This is a genomic window from Phenylobacterium soli, assembly GCF_003254475.1.
GTDB lineage: Bacteria > Pseudomonadota > Alphaproteobacteria > Caulobacterales > Caulobacteraceae > Phenylobacterium > Phenylobacterium soli.
Map to the genome: position 1 here is coordinate 54633 of NZ_QFYQ01000001.1, position 16386 is coordinate 71018.

At 70.1% G+C, this 16386-nt stretch carries 15 protein-coding genes; 12 read left to right on the top strand and 3 right to left on the bottom strand.

The window, feature by feature from the left end; translation table 11 throughout:
* Nucleotide 1: 1 nt before the first annotated feature.
* A complete protein-coding gene (locus DJ017_RS00295) occupies nucleotides 2–2569 on the bottom strand; it encodes a tetratricopeptide repeat protein (protein WP_165830480.1) in 2568 nt (855 codons plus the stop codon).
* Between the two features lie 94 nt (nucleotides 2570–2663).
* Here DJ017_RS00295 and DJ017_RS00300 point away from each other — a divergent pair, with 94 nt between their 5' ends.
* The 11 genes from DJ017_RS00300 to DJ017_RS00350 all read left to right on the top strand — a co-directional run bounded on the left by DJ017_RS00300 (nucleotide 2664) and on the right by DJ017_RS00350 (nucleotide 13196).
* A complete protein-coding gene (locus tag DJ017_RS00300) occupies nucleotides 2664–3581 on the top strand; it encodes an SDR family oxidoreductase (RefSeq protein WP_226999963.1) in 918 nt (305 codons plus the stop codon).
* Nucleotides 3582–3668: 87 nt separating this feature from the next.
* A complete protein-coding gene (locus tag DJ017_RS00305) occupies nucleotides 3669–4292 on the top strand; it encodes a TetR/AcrR family transcriptional regulator (RefSeq protein ID WP_111526834.1) in 624 nt (207 codons plus the stop codon).
* A complete protein-coding gene (locus DJ017_RS00310; protein ID WP_111526835.1) occupies nucleotides 4292–5338 on the top strand; it encodes an alpha/beta hydrolase in 1047 nt (348 codons plus the stop codon). The genes DJ017_RS00305 and DJ017_RS00310 overlap by 1 nt, the downstream gene beginning before the upstream one ends.
* The gene (locus tag DJ017_RS00315) at nucleotides 5338–6318 is read left to right on the top strand and encodes an NADPH:quinone oxidoreductase family protein (protein WP_111526836.1); all 981 of its coding nucleotides are present in this window, start codon (nucleotides 5338–5340) and stop codon (nucleotides 6316–6318) included. The genes DJ017_RS00310 and DJ017_RS00315 overlap by 1 nt, the downstream gene beginning before the upstream one ends.
* A 1-nt stretch (nucleotide 6319) precedes the next feature.
* Nucleotides 6320–7069 (top strand): type I methionyl aminopeptidase, encoded by a 750-nt coding sequence (gene map / locus DJ017_RS00320; RefSeq protein WP_111526837.1) that lies wholly within the window; start codon nucleotides 6320–6322, stop codon nucleotides 7067–7069.
* Nucleotides 7070–7072: 3 nt separating this feature from the next.
* Nucleotides 7073–8905, top strand: coding sequence for a tetratricopeptide repeat protein (locus DJ017_RS00325; protein WP_111526838.1), 1833 nt, complete (start codon nucleotides 7073–7075; stop codon nucleotides 8903–8905).
* 69 nt (nucleotides 8906–8974) lie between these two features.
* Nucleotides 8975–9109 carry a 50S ribosomal protein L34 gene (rpmH, locus tag DJ017_RS00330; RefSeq protein WP_111526839.1) on the top strand — a complete coding sequence of 45 codons (135 nt, stop codon included), beginning with the start codon at nucleotides 8975–8977 and terminating at the stop codon, nucleotides 9107–9109.
* A gap of 25 nt (nucleotides 9110–9134) precedes the next feature.
* Entirely contained in the window at nucleotides 9135–9536 is a 402-nt protein-coding gene (rnpA, locus tag DJ017_RS00335) for a ribonuclease P protein component (protein WP_111526840.1), read from the top strand.
* A gap of 14 nt (nucleotides 9537–9550) precedes the next feature.
* Nucleotides 9551–11356 (top strand): membrane protein insertase YidC, encoded by a 1806-nt coding sequence (gene yidC, locus DJ017_RS00340; protein ID WP_111526841.1) that lies wholly within the window; start codon nucleotides 9551–9553, stop codon nucleotides 11354–11356.
* 77 nt (nucleotides 11357–11433) lie between these two features.
* A complete protein-coding gene (yihA, locus tag DJ017_RS00345) occupies nucleotides 11434–12003 on the top strand; it encodes a ribosome biogenesis GTP-binding protein YihA/YsxC (protein ID WP_227000188.1) in 570 nt (189 codons plus the stop codon).
* 50 nt (nucleotides 12004–12053) lie between these two features.
* Nucleotides 12054–13196, top strand: coding sequence for an acyl-CoA dehydrogenase family protein (locus DJ017_RS00350; RefSeq protein WP_111526842.1), 1143 nt, complete (start codon nucleotides 12054–12056; stop codon nucleotides 13194–13196).
* A gap of 10 nt (nucleotides 13197–13206) precedes the next feature.
* On the opposite strand, the gene DJ017_RS00355 is transcribed toward DJ017_RS00350, so the two are convergent.
* Together DJ017_RS00355 and DJ017_RS00360 are read right to left on the bottom strand one after the other, a co-directional pair.
* Entirely contained in the window at nucleotides 13207–13833 is a 627-nt protein-coding gene (locus tag DJ017_RS00355; protein ID WP_111526843.1) for an NUDIX hydrolase, read from the bottom strand.
* Nucleotides 13834–13850: 17 nt separating this feature from the next.
* Nucleotides 13851–14936 carry a hypothetical protein gene (locus tag DJ017_RS00360; protein WP_111526844.1) on the bottom strand — a complete coding sequence of 362 codons (1086 nt, stop codon included), beginning with the start codon at nucleotides 14934–14936 and terminating at the stop codon, nucleotides 13851–13853.
* Nucleotides 14937–15077: 141 nt separating this feature from the next.
* Between DJ017_RS00360 and DJ017_RS00365 the strand changes: the two genes are divergently transcribed.
* Nucleotides 15078–16382: a cytochrome P450 gene (locus DJ017_RS00365; protein ID WP_111526845.1), complete on the top strand. Its 1305-nt coding sequence runs from the start codon at nucleotides 15078–15080 to the stop codon at nucleotides 16380–16382.
* The last annotated feature ends 4 nt before the right edge of the window (nucleotides 16383–16386 follow it).

The window sequence follows — 16386 nt, forward strand, 5'->3', positions numbered from 1 at the left end:
TTCACCCTACCGCGAATGACGCAGCGGGACGCCAACCCGACGCGAGCTGCCGGCCGTCGGCGGCGGCGTCGACCGCCGCCAGGAGGAAGGCTTCGAAGGCGCGGACGGCACGCGCATCGCGGAACAGGTTGCGCTCGGCGGCGGTCTCCAGTTCCCGGCGCAGCGCCGAGAGCTGTGGTTTGTCCGCCGCCAGGGCCACCGCGCGGGCGGCGTAGTCGTCCAGGCGCTGGACCACCAGCTCGCGGCCGGCGCCCATCTGCTCATAGAGCGCCGCCACGATCCGCCCGCGCGAGAAACCGCCCGGCCAGGTGAGCACCGGCGCGCCCCACATCATGGCGTCGAAGAAGGTGGTGCCGCTGCCGAAGTGAGGCGGATCGAGCAGGATGTCCATCTCGGCCAGAGTGGCGAGGTAGCGCTCGATCGGCGCCCGCGGCAGGAAGACCGTTCGGGCGCCGAGCCCAGGCGCACTCGTCTCCCAGCGTCGGCGCAGGGCCTGGCTCCAGGCCGGTTGAGGGCCTTCGGCGAAGACGATCCAGCCCGTGGGGTCGCGGGCGGCGATCTCAGCGAGCACGGCGTCGAAGTCGGGGTGGATCTTGAACAGGCTCTGCAGGCAGCCGTAGAGCGCGCCCTGCGCGGGCAGGCCGAGCGTCTGGCGGTCGAGCCGGGCGGGCCTGGCCGGCGGGTCGTAGAAGCAGGCGAGCCTTGGCAGGCGCACCAGCCGCTCCTCATAAAAGGCCTCCGCACCGGCCGGTTCGGCGCCGTCGAAGGACACGAAATAGTCGAGCGTCTTCAGGCCCGTCGTGTCCGGGTGACCCCAGCCCACCGCCTGCACGGGCGCGAGGCGCGAGCGGGCCAGGAGATAGCTGGCCGGCGCCATGCCGACGTCGGTGAAGAACAACAGGTCGAGTGCGGTCTCGGCCAGCAGGCGGCGCTGTTCGACCAGGGCCGGCGGAAGATCGATCACCCGGTCAGCCAGGGCGTCGATCGCCGCGCGCTGGGGATCGGCCTGGGTCTTGGGCAGATGGGCGATGATGATCTCGAACCGGCTGCGGTCGAGCGCCGCGATCAGCCCGCGATAGACCCGCCCGATCGTGTGATTGCAGAGGAACTGCGAGACGAAGCCCACCCTGATCCGCCGTCCGGTCAGCGGAGCCGGCGCCGCAAGGCCGCGAGCCTCGAAGGCGAGGCCGGGCGCCTTGGCCGTGAACATGCGGTCCAGGGCGCTCATCAGCGGCCGGTCGTCGAGGCCGTGATAGGCCAGGTAGAACCAGTCGCTGGCCACCAGGCGGGCGCCGTCGACGACCTCGCCGGGCCAATGCAGCGCCTCCTCGAGGCCGGCCGCGAAGCGGGCCCGCTCGGCGAGGATGGCGTCCTTCGAGGGAGCGACGACCGACAGCGTCAGGCGAGCCTGGAGGAAGACCTCGAGGCTCGGCCGCCGCTGGAGCACCGACTCCAACCGCGCCCGCGCCTCCTCCGTCTTGAGCTGCTCGGCGAGCGCCTCGGCGAGCCCGAGTTCGGCCTCGTCGAATCCGGGCTGCAGCGCGAGCGCCCGGCCGTAGGCGCTCTCCGCCTCGGCCATGCGCCCAGTGGCGCGCAGCACGCCGGCGAGGACGTAATGGCCGACGGCGAGATCCGGCCGCCGCTCGATGGCGCGACGGCAGCTCTGCTCCGCCTCCCCGTAGCGCCCCAGGTCGGCGAGCAGTCGGCCGAGGTTGACCATGACCGCCGCTGCGCCCGGGTCGAGCGCCAGGGCGCGATCGTAGGCGCCGCGGGCGGCTTCGATCCGGCCCTGCTGCTGCAGGACGGCGCCGAGGTTGCCCCACGCCACGGACGAGGCCGGATCGAGTTCGGTGGCGCGGCCCAGGGCCTCGCCGGCCTCGACGAGGCGCCCCGAGCGTCGCTCGGCCTCGCCCAGATTGACCAGGGCCTGGAGATCTCGCGGATTGAGCTCGACCGCGCGGCGCAGGACCACCGCGGCCTCGACATGCCGGCCGAGTGCGAGTTGCAGCGCGCCGATCGATCCCCAGAGCGGCAGGTGCGGCTTCAGCCGCATGGCGGCCTCGCCGTCCGCCACCGCCTCGGCCATCCGCCCCTGGCGGCTCAGCGCCTGCATCCGCACCACGTGGGCTTCGGCCCGCGGCGGCGGTTCGGCCAGCACTTCGTCGGCGAGCGCCACCGCCTCGTCGAGCAGGTCGGCGCGGGCGAGCGCCATGGCGAGCACGAGCCGGTCTTCGGGGTGGACGTCAGGCGCCGCACAGGCCTTTCGGGCATGGCCGATGGCGGCCTGGACGTCACCGGCCGCGAGGGCCAGCCGGGCGGCCGTCCTGAGCGCCGGCGCCGCTGCGGCGTCGACACGGAGCGCCTGCGCCAGCGCCTCGCCGGCCGTCCCGATCTGGTTCTGCAGCAGGCGCACATGCGCGAGCGCCGCCCAGGCTTCGAGGTCCTGCGGGCGGGCCGCGACGCATGCTTCCAGCGCCCGCTCCGCCTCGGCGTAGCGGCCGGCCTCGCGCAGTTGCAGCGCCGCGCCGAGATCTTCGGATGAGGACGCACCCATGGCCGGCCTGCGCATACAGCATGCGAAGGCCGCCGTCGCGCCCGCGCAGCGCCGTTGACGGACGTAGCGGAACGGCTTCCGGATAGGCGTCAGACATAGGGAGGACGCCATGGCCGAGCTTTCCAGGAATGACCTGATGTTCCGCGACGGCCTGATGAAGGGCCAGCGGATCCTGATCACCGGCGGCGGCACGGGACTCGGCAAGGTGATGGCCGAGGCCTGCCTGATGCTGGGCGCCGAGGTCTACATCTGGGGCCGCCGCGGCGGGGTGGTCGAGGAAACCGCCAAGGAGCTGATGGACGCCCATCCGACGTCGGGCGGCCGGTTGGTCGGCATGGCCTGCGATATCCGCGTGCCGGAGGCCATCCATGACGCCATGGACCAGGTGTGGGCCGATGGCGGGGCGCTGACGGGCCTGGTCAACAACGCTGCCGGCAACTTCATCAGCCGCACGGAGGACCTCTCCCCGCGCGGTTTCGACGCCATCGCCAACATCGTCTTCCGCGGCTCGTTCTTCGTGACGCTGGACGCGGGCAAGCGCTGGCTGGCCGAGGGCAAGCACGCCTCGGTCGTCTCGATCCTGACCACCTGGGTCTGGCACGGCGGCCCGTTCACCGTGCCCTCCGCCATGTCCAAGGCGGGGCTTAACGTCATGACCCAATCTCTGGCCGTGGAGTGGGGCAATCGCGGCGTGCGTTTCAACGCCATCGCCCCTGGGCCCTTCCCGACCGAAGGCGCCTGGGCGCGGCTCAACCCGGGCTCGACCACGGCCAGCGAGACGAAGGACCCGACCATCCCGCTCGGCCGCAACGGCGAGATGCGCGAGCTGGCCAATCTGGCCGTCTATCTGCTCGATCCCGGTTCGGCCTATGTGAACGGCCAGACCATCGCCATCGACGGCGGCAGCCATCTGGCGGGTGGCGGCGGGTTCAACCGCCTCGCGGCCTGGGGCGACAAGGAATGGGAGGCGGCGCGCGAGTCGATCAAGTCGGCCAACGAGGCGGACCGCGCCAAGCGCACCGTCTGAAGCCTCCAGCGGAACTCGCCGGTTGGCTTTGCCGGCCGGCGTCCGCTAGAGTGACGCGCGTCATTTTTGAGTCTCTCGCGGATACGAATGTCCCAAGTCGCTTATCTCCCGGTCGGCAAGCGTGAGCAGACCAAGGTCCAGAACCGTCAGGCGATCCTGGATGCGGCCCGCGAGGTCTTTGGAGAACTCGGCTACGAGACCGCGACGGTGCGCGACATCATCCGGCGCACCGGCCTCGCGGCAGGCACCTTCTACAATTACTACCGCTCCAAGGAGGAGGTGTTCGCCGCCCTGGCCGACGAGGGCGCGCGCCGCTTCGCCCCGCAACTGAAGGCGATCCGCGCCCAGTCGCCGGACTTCGAGGTCTTCGTGCGCAAGGCCATAGAGGCCTACTTCGAATTCCTCGCGGACGAGCACCGCAACTGGGCGGCCCGCCGGCCGCCGGACGAGCCGCACCTGCACATCCAGGGCGAGACCCCGGAGATGGCGGCGGTGTTCAACGAGGTCCGGGCGGCCATGGAGCAGGCCATCTCCGGACGGGACAGCCTGGCGGCCGATCCCGACTACATGGCCGCGGCGGCGATCGCGGTGGCCCGCGACATCGGCGACAAGATGCTCGAGCGCCGGCCCATCGACACGCGCGCGGCGGCCAAGTTCGCCGCCGCCATGATCCTCAACGGCCTCAAGGGCCTTCCGAAGGCGGGCGACTGATGGCCAGCGTGGCGACGCAACGTTTCATCGCCCATAAGCTGCTCAGCCTGCCGTCGCCGATCCTTCGGCTGATGTCCGGCGGCGGAGTGGTCTATCAGGGCGGCCGCACCCTCGATCCCCGTATCCAGTTCCTGGCCGCGCAGGGCCGCAACGCGCCACCCATGCAGACCCTGTCGCCGGAAGCCGCCCGTCAGGCCAACGATGCGGGGGTCGCCCTGGTCACCGGCGCGCCTGAACCCGGCGTACGCATCGAGAACCTCACCGTCGACGGGCCTGGAGGCGCCATTCCGGCGCGGGCCTATCGCCCCGAGGTACAGGATCCGGCCGCCCCGCTGATGGTCTACGCCCACATGGGCGGCGGCGTGATCGGCAGTCTCGAGACCAGCCACGTCTTCTGCTCGATCATCGCCAAATGCGCGCGGGCCCCGATTCTGTCGGTGGATTATCGGCTGGCTCCCGAGCACCGGTTCCCGGCGGGGCTCGAGGACGTGCTGGCCGCCTACCGCTGGGCGCGCGAGAACACCGAGCGCTTCGGCGCGCCCAAAGGGCTGGTGGCGATCGGCGGCGACTCCATGGGCGGCGGCTTCGCGGCGGCGGTCTGCCAGGCGCTGAAGAAGGCGGGCGAGCCACAGCCCGCGCTCCAGCTCCTCGTCTATCCGTGGGTGGACGTGGCCTGTGAAAGCGCCTCGATGACCATCTATGGCGACGCCTACCCCCTGAACCGCCCCCTGCTGGATTGGTTCGCCGGACACCTGATGGGTCCCGAGGACAACCCCGCCGACCCGCGACTGTCGCCGCTGGCCGAGAAGAACCTCAAGGGCCTCGCGCCGGCCATCGTCGTCACCGCCGGCTTCGATCCCCTGGTCGACCAGGGGGAGGCCTACGCCCGCAAGCTCAAGGAGGCGGGCGTGCCGATGGTCTATCGCTGCTACGACAGCCTTTCCCATGGATTCACCGCTTTCACCGGCGCCGTGCCCTGCGCCGACACCGCCTGCCGCGAGATCGCCGGGCTGGTGCGCGAGGGCTTCGAAGGCCGGATCGCCTGATGCGCGCACTTGTCGTCGAAGAACTCGCCCCCGAATACGCCGGCTGCCGGCTGAAGGACATTCCCGTGCCCGAGCCCGGGCCAGGCGAGGTGCGGATCAAGGTCCACGCCGCGGCGGTGAACTTCCCGGACCTTATGCAGACCCGTGGCGAGCACCAGCACAAGCCGCCGGTGCCGTTCACGCCCGGCATGGAGCTGGCCGGCGAGGTCGACGCCCTGGGCGCGGGCGTCACCCAGTTCAAGGTCGGCGATCCGGTGGCCGGCGGCGGCCGCGGCGGCATGGCGGAGTACGCGGTGCTGCCGGCGGCGGGGCTGCGCCGAAAGCCTGACGGGCTCTCCTTCTCCCAGGCGGCGGGCTATCCGGTGGCCTACCTGACCGCCTATGTGGCCCTGGTCCGATGCGCCCAGGTGCAGGCCGGCGAATGGGTTCTGGTGCACGGCGCGGCCGGCGGCGTAGGCCTGGCCGCCGTCGACCTCGCCAAGGTGCTCGGCGCCAAGGTCATCGCCGCCTCCGCCTCGGACGAGAAGCTGGCGATCCTTCAGAAGGAGTACGCCCCCGACGCTATCGTCAACGTCACCGGCGGCTTCCGCGAGCGGGTGAAGGAGATCACCGGCGGCCGCGGGGCCGACGTGATCTACGATCCGGTGGGCGGCGATGTGTTCGACGAGAGCATCCGCTGCATCGCATTCGGCGGACGCATCCTGTCGATCGGTTTCACCTCGGGACGGCTGCCGGTGCTGCCGGTCAACATCGCCCTCATCAAGGGCTTCTCGGTGATGGGCGTGCGGGCCGGCGAGTACGGTCGCCAGTTCCCCGAGAAGGGCCGCGAGAACAACGAGGCGATCTGGAAGCTCGCCGAAGAGGGCAAGGTCCGCCCGCGGGTGGACAAGGAGTATCCGCTGTCCGAATGGCGCGCCGCCTTCGACTCCCTCGCCGACCGCAAGGTCGTGGGCAAGACCATCGTCAGGCCGGACCTCTAGAATGACCGTCGGACACGAGGACGAGCTCGAGAAGCTCAAGGAAGCCGGCCGCATCGTTGCGCGGACCCTGACCGCCATGGGCCAGGCCCTGGAGCCCGGGATCACCACCGCCGAGCTCGACCGGATCGGCCGCGATCTGCTCGACAAGGAGGGCGCGCGATCGGCGCCGGAGCTCACCTACAACTTCCCGGGCGCGACCTGCATCTCGATCGGCCCCGACGTGGCCCACGGGATCCCGGGCGATCGCCGCGTGGAAGCCGGCGATCTGGTGAACATCGACGTCTCGGCCGAGGTGGACGGCTTCTTCGCCGACACGGGCGCGAGCTTCGCCGTTCCGCCGACCGCGGCGCGCATCGAACGCCTGTGCCGCGACGGGCGCCGGGCCATGTGGGCGGGCATCCGGTCGGTGAAGACCGGCGGCCGGCTGAACGAGGTCGGCCGCTCCATCGAGGCCTTCGCCCGGAAGAACGGCTACAGCCTGATCCGCAACCTGGCGAGCCACGGCGTGGGCCGGAGCCTGCACGAGGATCCCACCGAGATCGCCACCTGGCACGACCCCAGCGACCGGCGGGTGATCCAGGAGGGCCTGGTTTTCACCATCGAGCCCTTCCTGTCCCTGGGGGGCGACTGGGTGGAGGAGACCGGCGACGGCTGGACCCTGCGCCCGCTCGGCCGCGAGCCGACTGTCCAGTACGAGCACACCCTCGTCGCCACCCGGCGCGGGCCGGTCGTGGTGACCCTCGCGGACTGATCCATGATCGACCTGAAGGCCCTGGAGCGGGCCGCCTATGGGCGCGGCGCCGATCGGGTCGACCTGGTCCTCGGCGCCCTCGCGGCGCTCGAGCGCGTCCAGCCGGTCGGCGGCGCCGAGACCGAAGCCGCCGCCTACACGCGCCTCGCCGCCGCGATCGCCGCTGTGCTCGGCGATCCGGACCTGTCGCTCAGCGAGGCCGAGGCCCAGTCGCTGGTCATCAACCGGGCCATCATGGGCAGCCTGTTCGCGGCCAGCGGCTTCGGCAGCACGGCCTTCGCCCTCGAGGCGATGACGCCTGCCGGCGCGCGCCTGCCTGGCCTGCCGGTCGGGCTGCGCCGCCGCATCGAGGCCCTGCAGGGCCTGGACACGGCCAACGCGCTCTCGGCCGCCGACGTCCTCGACCTGCCGGCGGACGAAGCCCTGCTCGTCACGGCGAGCCTGCTGTCGACCTCGCCCGTGCTGACCCCGCTCGGCGCCGCGCGTCGCGAGGCCCTGCTGGCCGCAGCCGAGCGGCTGGCGGGCGCACGGCTGGCGCCGCGGATGACCCTGGTCGCCGTGCTCGCCTCGGCCTGGATGATCTGCAGCTATGCCTCTGGACCGGGCAAGCACCGGATCAAGGCGGTCTTCAACCAGGTGCTGCGCCGGCTCAACGCGGAGATCGGCTTCGCCCTTCCGGAGCCGGCGAGCCCGCGGCCCCGGCCGGAGCGCCCGACGATGGTGGTGGTGGCCGAGGTGATACGCTCCGGCCACGTCCAGTACCGCTACTTCGGCCAATACCTGCGCCAGCTGCGCACCCGCTTCCGCCTGGTCCTCGCAGCGCCGCAAGGCGAAATCGACGAGCATGTGCGGCCGCTCTTCGACGAGACCTTCGGCTTCGATCCCTACGGCCCGCCGAGCTTCCTCGGCGACGTGGCAGGCTTCGTCGCCGCCCAGGCGCCCGACATCGTCTTCTGGCCCAGCGTCGGCATGGCCCGCTGGGGCCCGCTACTCGCCAATCTGCGCCTGGCCCCCATCCAGATGACGGCCCTCGGCCACTCGGCCTCCACCTTCATTCCGGAGATGGACTATTACCTGACCGAGGAAGGCTACGTCTCCGACCCGGCGCTCTTCTCGGAGAAGGTGCTGGCCCTGCCCGACGCCAGCCTGCGCTTCGAACGGCATCCGCGCTTCGCCCCGCCGGCGCCGGAGATCCGCGAGCGGCCCGAGCCGCTGCGGGTCGCGATCCCCAGCAACCTTCTGAAGCTCAATCCGGGTTACCTCGCGGTCTTGCGGCGGATCCTGGACGAGGCCGGCCGCGCCATCGAACTGCACGTCTTCCCGAACGCCGGCGGCGTGCGGCTGGCGGCGCTGAAGGCGGCGAGCCCCTTCCTCGGCAAGGCGGTGATCCACGGCCGGACCTCCGCGCAGGACTACGCCGAGGCGCTGAACCGCTGCGACCTGGTCCTCAGCCCTTTCCCGTTCGGCGGGCTGCACAGCGTCGTGGACGCCCTGCGCCAGGGGCTGCCGGTCGTGGCCCTGGAGGGCGCCGAGCCCCACAGCCGCACGGATTCGATGATCCTGCGCCGCGTGGGTATGCCGGAGGCCCTCATCGCCCAGGACGAGGCGGGATATGTCGCCGCGGCCCTGAGGCTGATCCGCGACGACGCCTGGCGAGTCGAGCTCGGTCGGCGGGCTGTGGCCCTCGATATCGACAGCCTGCTGTTCGGAGACGGCTCGACGCCCTTGGGATCGGAGGTCGTCGACGCGGTCTGGCAGGCCTTCCGCCATCATGAGGCGATCATGGCCGACCCCCGCCGGCTCTGGCCGCTGACGGCTCTGCGCAATCTTGGCTAGGCGCGAGTTGACAGGGCCCCACCATTCCACTATCCACCGCCGCTCGATTTTCGACCCCGGAGCCCTCTCGTGAAGCGGACCTATCAGCCGTCCCGACTCGTGCGTAAGCGCCGTCACGGCTTCCGCCTGCGCATGTCCACCAAGAATGGACAGAAGGTGCTCGCCCGTCGTCGCGCCAAGGGCCGCAAGCGCCTGAGCGCCTAACGACGCGTTGCTATAGGCTGTCGGCATGGCCGACGCCGCCTTCGCCATCGAACGTCTGAAGAAGCGCGCCGACTTCCTGGCCTGCGCGCAAGCCCCCTCGTGCGCGAAGGGGGCCGTCGTCGTTCAGGCTCGCCCCCGTGACGAGCAGCCCCTGGTCCGCGCGGGTTTCACCGCCACCCGCCGCATCGGGGGCGCCGTCGTCCGCAACCGCGCCAAGCGGCGGATGCGCGAGGCCGCCCGCCTGCTCCTGCCCGAACTGGCCGTGCCGGGTTTCGACTATGTGTTCATCGCCCGCGGCGGCGTGACCACGCGACCCTGGCCCCGTTTGCTTGACGATGTGAAAAGCGCGCTGATAAGGCTCGCCGCCGAACGCGACCGCCGGACGCAAGAGCCAACCTCGTCCGCCCTCCCCTCGAAAACCGATTGAGCGCGCGCCCGCCGATGCAAGAAGAATCCCGCAACACGATCATCTTCCTCGTGTGCGCCTTCGGGCTGTTCCTTCTCTATAACTTCTTCGTCCTGGAGCCGGCGGCCAAACGCCGCCAGGCCGAGGCGCAGCACGCTGCGGCCGTCGCCCAGGCGCAGGGGCCCGCCGCCGCCCGGCCGGGCGCGCCCGTCCAGGTCCCGACCACCCTCACCCGGCAGGCCGCGCTGGCCGCCAGCCCGCGCGTGGCGATCGCCACGCCTTCGGTGAAGGGCTCGCTCTCTCTGAAGGGCGCGCGGATCGACGACCTCTACCTCAACCAGTACCGCGAGACGGTGGACAAGAACTCCCCGCCGGTGGAGCTGCTGCGCCCCGAAGGCGCCCAGCACGCCTGGTTCGCCGAGTTCGGCTGGACCGGCGCCAACGTGCCGGGCCTGCCCACCGCCGACACCGTCTGGACGCTGGCTCAGGGCTCGACCCTGGCGCCCGGCCAGCCCGTGGTCCTGACCTACGCCAACGGCGCGGGCCTGACCTTCACCCGCAAGGTCGAGGTCGACGACAAGTTCATGTTCACGGTGACCGACACCGTGGCCAATGCGGGCCCGCAGGCCCTGGTCCTGGCCCCCTACGGCTCGGTGCAGCGGCAGGGCCTGCCGACCACCGACAGCCGCGCCAGCTCGATCGTCCACGAGGGCGCCGTCGGTGCGCTCGGGACCGACAAGCCGACCCTGACGCTGATCAAGTACAAGGACTGGGCCAAGAAGGGCGGCAGCCCGGAGATCGCCTCGCATGGCGGCTGGGTCGGCATCACCGACAAGTACTGGCTGGCCGCCCTGGTCCCGAACCAGAGCGAGAAGGTCACCGGCCAGTTCCGCGACACCAAGACCGCCGGCATCGACGTGTTCGACGCCAACGTGGTCGGCCAGCCCCGCACCATCCAGCCGGGCCAGCAGACCACCGAGACCACCCGCTTCTTCGCCGGCGCCAAGGTCGTGCCCGTGCTCGCCGGCTACGAGAAGAACCTCGGCATCCCGCGCTTCGACGACTCGGTCGACTGGGGCCACCTGTGGTTCCTGACCCGGCCGATCTTCTCGTTCCTGCTGTTCCTGAACCAGAACGTCGCCTCGATCGGCGTGGCCATCCTGGTCCTCACCGTCGTGGTCCGGCTCATCTTCTTCCCGCTCGCGAACAAGTCCTACGAGTCGATGAGCAAGATGAAGAAGGTCCAGCCGCTCGTCGAGGAGATGCGGAAGAAGTACAAGGACGACCCGGCGAAGCAGCAGCAGGAAATGCTGGCGCTCTATCAGCGCGAGAAGGTCAACCCGCTGGCGGGCTGCCTGCCCATCCTCCTGCAGATCCCGGTCTTCTATTCGCTCTACAAGGTGCTGACCGTCACCATCGAGATGCGCCACGCGCCGTTCCTCGGCTGGATCAAGGACCTGTCGGCGCGCGATCCGACCACCATGTGGAACCTGTTCGGCCTGATCCCCTGGAACCCGGCCCATACGCCGCTGATCGGCGGCTTCCTGGACACCACCCTGCACATCGGCATCCTGCCGCTGCTCTACGGCGTGACCATGTGGCTGACGACCTCGATGAATCCGCCGGCGCCCGATCCCGCCCAGCAGCGGATATTCCAGCTGATGCCGATCATCTTCACCTTCATCATGGCGCCCTTCGCCGTCGGCCTCCTGATCTACTGGACCTGGTCCAACGTGCTGACGACGCTGCAGCAGTACGTGATCATGCGCCGCTACAAGGTGGACAACCCGATCGACCGGATCATCAACCGGCTGACCGGCAAGCCGAGCACGGCCGGGTGAGCGAGCCCACGGACGAGATCTTCGACGCCGAGGCGCTCGAGGCGGCGCGCAAGCTCTTCGCCCGCGAGACGCGGTTCATGATGGGCTGCGTGCGGATCGACGACCTGCCGGCCGCCGACCTGCCGGAGGTGGCCTTCGCCGGCCGCTCCAACGTCGGCAAGAGCTCGCTGATCAACGCGGTGACCGGACGCACGCACCTGGCGCGGGCGTCCAATGAGCCGGGGCGCACCCGCGAGGTGAACTTCTTCGTCCTCGACGAGGTCCTGCGCCTGGTGGACCTGCCGGGCTACGGCTTCGCCAAGGTCGCGCGCGACGCCGCCCGGAAGTTCCAGAACCTCGGCCGCGACTACCTCCGCGGCCGGCCGAACCTGAAGCGCGCCTATCTGCTGATCGACGCCCGCCACGGCCTCAAGAAGGTCGACGAGGAGGCGCTCGAGGCGCTCGACGTGGCCGCGGTCTCTTACCAGATCATCCTCACCAAGGCCGACAAGCTGAAGCCGGCCGAGGTGGACGCCGTCGTCGCCAAAACCCTGGCCCAGATCTCCAAGCGCGCCGCGGCCTTCCCGCGGGTGCTGGCCACCTCCTCGGCCAAGGGGACCGGGATCCCCGAGCTGCGCGCCGAAATCGTCGCAGCCTGCCAGCTCTAGCCATACGCTGCGTCAGGGAGCTAAGGGCGTCCTCAAACAACGAGGCCCCGATGCTGACCACCGACACCCGCACGATCTACGACGAAGAGCTCAACCTCTTCCGCGACCAGGTCCGGAAGTTCTTCGAGAAGGAGCTAATCCCCAACCTCGACCGCTGGGAAGAGGAAGGCATCGTCGACCGCAAGTTCTGGCGCGCCTGTGGCGAGGCCGGCCTGCTGTGTCCGGGCGTTCCCGCCGAGTACGGCGGGCTCGGTCTCGACTTCCGCTACAACGCGGTGATCGACGAGGAGCTGGCCTATGCCGGGTCGAGCGCCGGCATCACCCTCCAGTCGGACATCGTCGCCGACTACATCGCCAACTACGGGTCCGAGGACCAGAAGCGCGAGTGGCTGCCGAAGATGGTCTCCGGCGAGGTGATCACCGCCATCGCCATGACCGAGCCGGGCGCCGGCTCGGACCTGCGGGGCGTGCGCACCACCGCCAAGCGCGACGGCAACGAGTACGTCGTCAACGGCTCGAAGATCTACATCACCAACGGCCAGAACGCCGACCTGGTGATCGTCGTCGCCAAGACCGATCCGGACGCCGGCTCCAAGGGCGTGTCGCTGATCCTGGTGGAGGCCACCCGCGATGGCTTCAAGCGCGGCCGCAACCTCGACAAGATCGGCCAGCACTCGGCCGACACCTCTGAGCTGTTCTTCGAGGACGTGCGGGTGCCGATCACCAACTGCCTCGGCCAGGAAGGCTCGGGCCTGCCCTACCTGATGATGCAGCTGCCCCAGGAGCGCCTCGGCATCGCCGTGTCGGGCCAGGCCGGCGCCCAGCGCGCCTTCGACGAGGCGGTGAAGTTCACCAAGGACCGCAAGGCCTTCGGCCAGACGATCTTCGACTTCCAGAACACCCGCTTCACCCTGGGCGCCCTGAAGGCCAAGCTGCAGGCCGGCTGGGCGCACCTCGACTGGTGCATCGCCCGGCACATGGAAGGCAAGCTCAGCGCGGCGGAAGCCTCGGCCGCCAAGCTGTTCCACACCGAGCTGCAATGGGAAGCCTGCGACACGGCCCTGCAGCTGCACGGCGGCGCCGGCTACATGAACGAGTACCCCATCGCCCGCATCTGGCGCGACGCCCGCGTCCAGCGGATCTATGGCGGCACCAGCGAGGTGATGAAGGAGATGGTCGCCCGCTCGATCTGAGCCGGACGATCTATCGCCAGGCGAACACCGGCTGCTCGAGCTCGGCCACGCGGGTCACCCGGCCCAGGACGAGTTCGCGCAGCTGGTAGACCAGGGCCGCCGTCGGCGCGTGGATGTCGTGGCCGCCGATGTCGAGGCGGATCAGCGGCCGCTCGCTCTCCGGAATGGTCTCGAAGGAGACGGCGGCGTCGCGGCCGACCTGATCGAGCCGGATCCGGTGCACCGAGGCGACCTCGTCCGGGTTGGGCGACAGCTCGGCCGCATCGTCCAGCCAGGCCACGACGGGCGCGATCGCGTAGCCCGAGCGGGTCGGATAGTCGTCCAGCACGCCCAGGATGTGCTCGGGCGCGAGGCGCAGGCCGAGCTCCTCGTGCAGCTCGCGGAGCGCCGCTTCTTCCAGGGTCTCGCCAGGATCGCAGCGGCCGCCCGGCAGCGCCCATTGGCCGGCATGGGCGCGCAGGCCCTCGGAGCGCCGGGTCAGCAGGAAGGCCGTCTCGCCCGAGCCGTCGCCGGCGTCGGTCAGGGTGATTGCGACGGCCGCCCGCTTGAGCCCCGGGTCGTCCTGCGCCAGGCGCGGAAACACCGCGCAGCGCGCCGCGAGCTCGGCGCGCACCGCCTGAGAGAAGGGCCAGCTCACCGCCGCCCCTCCGCGCCTCAGATCCCGTAGGGCTTGTAGGGCCCGAGGATCAGCTGCTCGAAGACGCCGATACCCTGCTGGGTCGGCTTGCCTGGCTGCTCGAGGGTCGCCTTGGAGATCGCCTGGATGTGACAGTTCTCCATCGCGCCCATGTCGACGGTGGCGAGGTCGATGTCCTCGCGGCCCACCGCCAGCTCGCCCTTCAGCCCGCCGTGGCGCCAGTCGCCGCCGTAGCCGATGCCGCGCATCAGGAAGGGCTGGCCCACGGGCTCCAGATGGACCGTGGCCTCGCCGCCCTCCACCGGGATCTTCAGGGTGCCGCGCTCGGCGTGGCGCAGGCCCTGGCGCAGGGTGACGTCCTCCATCCGCGCGCCGTCGGCCTCGATGCCCTCCTCCGGACCCGCGCCGTCCGGCAGGATCACCGCACGGGTGTTCCAGGCCGTGCCGTCCGGGTCGGCGTTGATGTGGAAGAAGACCGAGCGGTCCTCGAAGTTGACCGGCGTCCACTGCCAGAAGAAGCCGCCGATGACGCCGCCGGGCGTCGGCTGGGAGTCCGGCGCGCCGACCGGCCGGATGCCCCAGGAGCGGTCACGGGTGCCGGTCCAGCCGGCGCCGACCGGCTCGCGCTTGCCGTCGATCTCGATCCAGCCGGAAACGCGGACATTCTGGGTCAGGCGCGTGTAGTCCATGAACACCCGCGGACCGACCCGCTTGATGAACCGCGGCTCCTCGATCGGGAACGAGCGGCCCTCGAACACCAGCTCGCAGGCCAGGCCCTCGGCGCGCTCCAGCGTCACCTTCAGTTTCTGCAGCGGCTCGAGGACCTCGATCTTCACGGGGCCGACGGTGAGGTCCATGCGCTCCATGCCGAGGATGCGCGAGGCGTGCAGGCAGCGCTGTACCCCGTCCTTGATGATCGAGACGTGGGCGTCGGCGACGTTCAGCGCCGGATAGACGCCGAAGGCCACCGCCACGAACTGCGTGCCGTCGGGCGAATAGCCGTTGAAGAAGTACCGGTCGTAGAAGTTGCGGTCGGTGGTGCCGGCGTAGGCGATCGGCTCCGGCGTCTGGTGGATCGGATAGTCGTCGCCTTTGGTCAGCATCGCGGCCCTCCCGTTTGCAGCCCTTTCCCCTCCGTCACACTTGCCGGGCACGGCGGGCGGGTATCAATCTTTCGGCAGACCATAAGAAGAAAGGGAGGCGCCGTCTCCGATGACCCAAGGTCATTGGCCGGCGAAAGTTTCATGACCGTGGCCGCCCCCACCAAGCACCGCATCCCAGACGATGTGGCCAACCTCCTCGTCCAGCCGCGCGCCTACGCCGACGGCGAGATCCACGAGGCCTACAAGTGGCTGCGCCAGAACGAGCCGTTCGGTGTCGCCGAGGTCGAGGGCGTCGACCCCTTCTGGGTGGCGACGCGGCATGCCGACATCCTCGAGATCAGCCGCCAGAACGCGCTGTTCCACAATGGCGACCGCTCGCCGACGCTCACCTCGCAGGAAGTCGACCGCAAGGTCCGCGAGATGATGGGCGGCAGTCCGCACCTGCTGCGCACCCTCATCCACATGGATGAGCCGGACCACATGAAGTACCGCCTGCTCACCCAGGCCTGGTTCCTGCCGCAGAACCTGCGGGCCATGGAGGACCGCATCCGGGTGATCGCCAAGGCGGCGGTCGAGCGGATGGCCGCCACCGGCGGCCAGTGCGACTTCGTCAACCAGGTCGCCCTGCACTTCCCGCTGCACGTGGTGATGAGCATCCTGGGCGTGCCGGAGGAGGACGAGCCGCGGATGCTGAAGCTTACCCAGGAGCTGTTCGGCGCCGCCGATCCCGAGCTCGGCCGCAACCGCGACGCCGACTTCATGAACAAGGAGGCCGCCGAGGAGCGCCCCTTCGACATGGGCGTGATCACCGACTTCTTCATGTACTTCCGCGCCCTTTCGGAACGGAAGCGCGCCAACCCCACCGACGACCTGGCGACCTTGATCGCCAACGCCCGGATCGACGGCCAGCCGATCTCCGACCTGGAGGCGATGAGTTACTACATCATCGTCGCCACCGCCGGGCACGACACCACCTCGTCCTCGACCGCCGGCGCCCTGTGGGCCCTGGCGGAGAACCCGGGCGAACTCGCCAAGGTCAAGAAGGACCCGAGCCTCATCCCCGGCCTCGTGGAGGAGTCGATCCGCTGGACGACGCCGGTGAAGACCTTCATGCGCACGGTCACCGAGGACACCGAGTTCGCGGACCGCAGCCTGAAGAAGAACGACTGGCTGATGCTCTGCTACGCCTCTGGCAACCGCGACGAGGCGGTGTTCGACAACCCCTACCAGTTCCAGGTCGACCGCAAGCCGAACAAGCAGCTCGCCTTCGGCTACGGCGCCCACGTGTGCCTGGGCCAGCACCTGGCGCGTATGGAGATGCGGATCCTCTGGGAAGAGCTGCTGCCGCGGCTCTCCGAGCTTGAGCTTGCCGGCGAGCCCGCGATGAGCGAGGCCGTCTTCGTGAACGGGCCCAAGCGCCTGCCCATCCGCTTCAAGATGGACTGAGTAG